The organism is uncultured Corynebacterium sp. (genome assembly GCF_937999985.1).
Lineage (GTDB): Bacteria > Actinomycetota > Actinomycetes > Mycobacteriales > Mycobacteriaceae > Corynebacterium.
The window spans coordinates 1-4414 of sequence record NZ_CALLDG010000173.1; the positions used below are offsets into that span (position 1 = coordinate 1).

General features: G+C 65.9%; 5 protein-coding genes. 3 read left to right on the forward strand and 2 right to left on the reverse strand.

All coding sequences use genetic code 11. The features are described from left to right. On the reverse strand, positions 1–1528 hold a 1528-nt coding region (locus tag Q0331_RS08220; protein WP_298075894.1), incomplete at its 3' end, for an ATP-dependent DNA helicase. Between the two features lie 29 nt (positions 1529–1557). After that, positions 1558–2889 carry a nicotinate phosphoribosyltransferase gene (locus Q0331_RS08225; RefSeq protein ID WP_298075895.1) on the reverse strand — a complete coding sequence of 444 codons (1332 nt, stop codon included), beginning with the start codon at positions 2887–2889 and terminating at the stop codon, positions 1558–1560. Between the two features lie 63 nt (positions 2890–2952). Between Q0331_RS08225 and clpS the strand changes: the two genes are divergently transcribed. The 3 genes from clpS to Q0331_RS08240 all read left to right on the forward strand — a co-directional run. Next, the gene (clpS, locus tag Q0331_RS08230; protein WP_011273166.1) at positions 2953–3258 is read left to right on the forward strand and encodes an ATP-dependent Clp protease adapter ClpS; all 306 of its coding nucleotides are present in this window, start codon (positions 2953–2955) and stop codon (positions 3256–3258) included. Between the two features lie 27 nt (positions 3259–3285). Then, positions 3286–3855 carry a DUF2017 domain-containing protein gene (locus Q0331_RS08235; protein ID WP_011273167.1) on the forward strand — a complete coding sequence of 190 codons (570 nt, stop codon included), beginning with the start codon at positions 3286–3288 and terminating at the stop codon, positions 3853–3855. Beyond that, positions 3855–4414: P1 family peptidase (locus Q0331_RS08240; protein ID WP_298075896.1), on the forward strand; the 560-nt coding region annotated here is incomplete at its 3' end. The genes Q0331_RS08235 and Q0331_RS08240, both read left to right, overlap by 1 nt.

A 4414-nucleotide genomic window follows, 5' to 3' on the forward strand; every position in this document is an offset into this window, starting at 1 on the left:
GCCCGCCGGCGGCGTTGATCAGCCGGGCGGTTTCGTCCACGGAGGCGTCGCTGGCGCGGTCCCGCCCGGGCGGGGGCAAGTGCCGGGCGACGTAGAGAATGCCGTGGGTGCGCGCATCGAAGGGCGTACCGGCATCTAGCGTGGGGGTGTTCTTCGGCAGCCCCCAGCGGCTGAGCATGGAGGTGAACTTGCCACCCAGCGCCAGCGTTGCGGAGGTCAGGATCACCGTGTTCCGGCCGAAAAGGCGCTGGCGCAACAGGTCGGCAACGCTCAAGGGGGCGACCCGCACCACGTGCTTCGGTGCGCGCGGACCGGAGTCTGCGGTGTACCAGATGACGTCCTCGCCGAGCAGGTCTTCGGCATCCGCACTGGTGCCCTCGCCCACGCGCGAAGCGTTGAGGATGCGCACACACGTATCGTTAAGCTCCTCGGTGGCCACGATCACCGCCAGGCGTTCGGCGGCCTTCTGCGAATCATTGGCAAACTCGGAGGCGGGGATGCCACTGACCTGCCGGTTCGTCTTCCACGCCGCGTCTCTCAAGGCCGCAAGCGGTACTTGTAACGCCTCGGGTACATCGGTCCAGCGCCCCTCGATGCCGGTGCCGAAGCGGTCGTTGTTTCTGGACGCCGCCGCCTCCGCTTTCAACGCCTCCGTCCACCTGTCGCCTGCCTCGGCCAGCTCGTCCCCGGCGGCGTCTGCGCCGGAGACGGTCAGCTTCGCGGCGCGTTTGGCCAGCACGGCGATGGCGGTGGGGGACAGTTCGGCGGTGGCAACGGAGGTGATGCGATCTTCCAGCTCGTGGGCCTCGTCCACGATCACTGTGTCGTGCTCCGGCAAGACTGGGGCGTCCACAAGAGCGTCGATCGCGAGAAGGGCATGGTTGGTGACGACAACGTCGGCGTCCGCGGCGTGGGCGCGGGCGCGCTCGGCGAAGCACTGCTCGCCGAAGGGGCAGCGGGTAGCGCCGAGGCACTCGCGGGAGGACACGCTGACCTGGCGCCATGCGCGATCGCTGACGCCTTGGGGGAGGTTATCGCGGTCGCCATCCTCGGTTTCGCCGGCCCATTCGTGCAGTCGGGCGACTTGGGCACCGGTGGCGGAGAGCTGGGAGGGATCCAGGAGGGACTCTTCGGCCTCTTCCACGCCGCTGTCGGTCTGCGCATTGTTGACCTTGTTGAGGCAAACGTAGTTGCCGCGGCCTTTTTGGATGGCGAACTCGAGGGGGCGCGGTAGCTCCGGTTCGAGTGCCTTGGCTAGGCGCGGCAGGTCGCGCTCCACCAGCTGGCGCTGCAGGGCGATCGTCGCGGTGGAGACGATGACGGGGTAGTCGGAATCCATGGCCGCGACGATGCTGGGGATCAGGTAGGCCAGGGACTTTCCTGTGCCGGTGCCGGCCTGGACGGCCAGGTGGTGTTCCTTGTCAATGGCCTCGGCCACGGCCGTGGCCATCTTCTGCTGGCCCGGGCGCGGGGCACCGCCGAGGTCGTTGACGGCGAGGCTGAGGAGGTCGAGGACGTTGGAGCTCATACGAAACTGTGCGAACCTTTGCGAAGCTGCTAGGGCTTGGGATTGCGGATATGGCGGACTTGCAGTACAGGTTCGTCGCGGGTGAGAGCCAGGCCTTCCCAGGGCAGGGAAACCAGCTGCTTGGCACAGTGCTCGCGGGATTCCTCGAGGGTGGGCAGGCCGTCCACAAGCTCGCCGTCGCGCACCATGGGGATGGTCAGCTGGGTGCTGTTCAGCCCCTCGGCCTGGGGCAGTTCCGCACCCATGGGGAAGGTGACTTCCTCCACTGCGGTGCCAGAGGGGCGGCTAAAGCGGGCGGCATCCTTCGCCCCGCCGAGGCTGGCCTTGCCGCGGGAGCGCTTGGCGACGGGCACACCGTCTACCTCCACGAGTTTGTAGACCAGCCCCGCGGTCGGCGCCCCGGAGCCGGTAACAACTGAGGTGCCCACGCCGAAGGAATCCACCGGCTCGCTGCGCAGGGCGGCAATGGAGAACTCGTCCATGTCGGAGGAAACCACGATGTTGGTGTTCGTTGCCCCCAGGGAATCCAGCTGGTCGCGCACGCGACGGGTCAGCACGCCCAAATCGCCGGAGTCGATGCGCACAGCGCCCAGTTCGGTGCCGGCGGCCGCCACCGCGTTCTCTACGCCCTGGGTGATGTCGTAGGTATCCACCAGCAGAGTGGTGTCTGTCCCCAGAGCGGCGACCTGTGCCTTGAAGGCTGCGAGCTCGTCGGGGGTGCCATCCGGGCGGGTGTGCAGCAAGGTCCAGGCGTGTGCTGCGGTGCCGGAGGCCGGGATGCCATAGCGCTGCGCAGCCTCCATGTTGGAGGTGGCGACGAACCCGGCCAGGTAGGCGGCCCGTGCGGAGGTGACAGCGGCGTATTCGTGGGTGCGGCGTGCGCCCATGTCGACGATAGGACGGTCGCCGGCGGCGGTGACCATGCGGGCAGCGGCGCTGGCCACGGCGGAGTCCATGTTCAGGATGGAGAGGATCACCGTCTCCAGGATCACGCACTCGCCAAAGGTGCCCCGGACCGTCAGCACGGGGGAGTGGGGGAAGTACAGCTCGCCCTCCCGGTAGCCGTCGATCTGCCCGGAGAAGCGGAAGTTGCGCAGGTACTCCAGGGTTTCGTCCCGCAGGAAGTCGATGTGATCGAGCTGCTGGTCGGTGAACACAAAATCGCGCACGGCCTGCAGTACGCGGGCAGTGCCGGCGATCACACCGTAGCGGCGCTCGTTGGGTAGGCGGCGGGTGAACACCTCGAAGGTGCAGGCGCGGTCGACAGTGCCGTCGAGGATCGCGGCCTCGAGCATGGTGAGTTCGTATTTGTCTGTAAGAAGTGCGGAGGAGCGGGTGCTGTTTTCGTTCACCCGCTCCATGCTAGTCCACGTCCTGCCGAGGACCTGGCAGCGAAGATGGCCGATGTGGGTATTCTGGAAAGCATGACTTCCCCAGCCGCTCCCGCTGCCACCCCTGTGGCGGACAAACTGCCAGAAACACTGACGGAGCCCAACCTGCCGTGGATGTGCATCTGTTGGGATGATCCGGTGAACCTGATGAGCTACGTGACGTATGTCTTCCAGACCGTACTGGGCTATTCGCGCAAGCGCGCTACGGAGCTGATGATGCAGGTCCATACCGAGGGGAAAGCCGTGGTGAGCTCCGGGGAGCGCGACAAAGTCGAAGGGGATGTGAAGAAGCTGCAGACCGCTGGACTATGGGCGACGATGCAGCGGGCGGACGGGTAGGCGTCAATAAAGAAAGAAGGAACGAACATGCAGCCGTGGACGAAGAAGAACAGCCTGCTGCGCGGGACTCGCTTTAATACGCAGCTAGAGCCGCTCGAGCGCGAGATGCTGGGGGATTCGGCGGTGGCCGTCTCCGACAAGCTGATGGAGCGCGCGCGGACCGCCCCGAAAGATGAGCTGGCGGAGATGACGGGCATGGCCAGCGGGCATGCCGATGCGCCGAAAGATCCGGGGCTGGCGCGGCTGCTGCCGAGCTTCTTCCGCGAGGGGGATGAGGAAGTCGACGGCGATGCGGCGCTAACTCGCCAGCTGAACGAGACGGACATCATCAAGACGAAGCTGTCCAATCTGCGCTTCGTGGTGGACTACCTGGGGCCGAATGGTTCGGTGAATGTATCGCTGACGCAGGACGAGGTTCACCCGTGGCTGAGCGCGATCAACGACATTCGGCTGTATCACTCTGCGCAGTATGAGGAGTTCAAAAAGGAGCTGCTGGAGGGGGAGGAGAATTCCGACCAAGCGACGGCGGCGCAGAACTACCTGGATTGGTTGGGCTACCACCAGGACAGTCTGTTGTCGGCGATGATGGGTGAGTAATGAGCATTGAGTTGTTCGGCTGCCAGCCGGGGCCCGCTAATTCTTTGGCAGACGTGGCGGGCATCGGTGTCGGCCACGCGGTGTGCGAGGACGGTGCGGGGGATTCGGGCGTGACGATGATCGTCGCCCCGAAATCCGCCACTGCCAGCGTGGATGTACGCGGTGGTGGGCCGGGGACCCGCGAGACGGATCTTCTGGCGCCGCACAACACGGTGCAGGCCGTGCACGCTATTGGTCTGTGCGGTGGTTCTGCTTTTGGTCTTGACGCCCTCACGGGGGCAATGGCCGAGCTGGAGCGTAGGGGGATCGGCTTCCCCGTGCTGGGTCCGGAACACCCGGATAAGTTGGTGCCGATCGTGCCGGGGGCCGTGATTTTTGATCTGCTGTTGGGGCGCTGGGATTCACGGCCGGATGCGGCCACGGGTGCGACGGCGACGGCGGCGGCTCTGGGGGCTGTGGCTGGAGATGTTGCTGGCGGGGCTGGCGGCGTGGCTGAGCAGGGCACTGCAGTGCAGAGTGGTTCAGTGCAGAGTGGTACAGGGCAGAGTGGTTCAGGGCA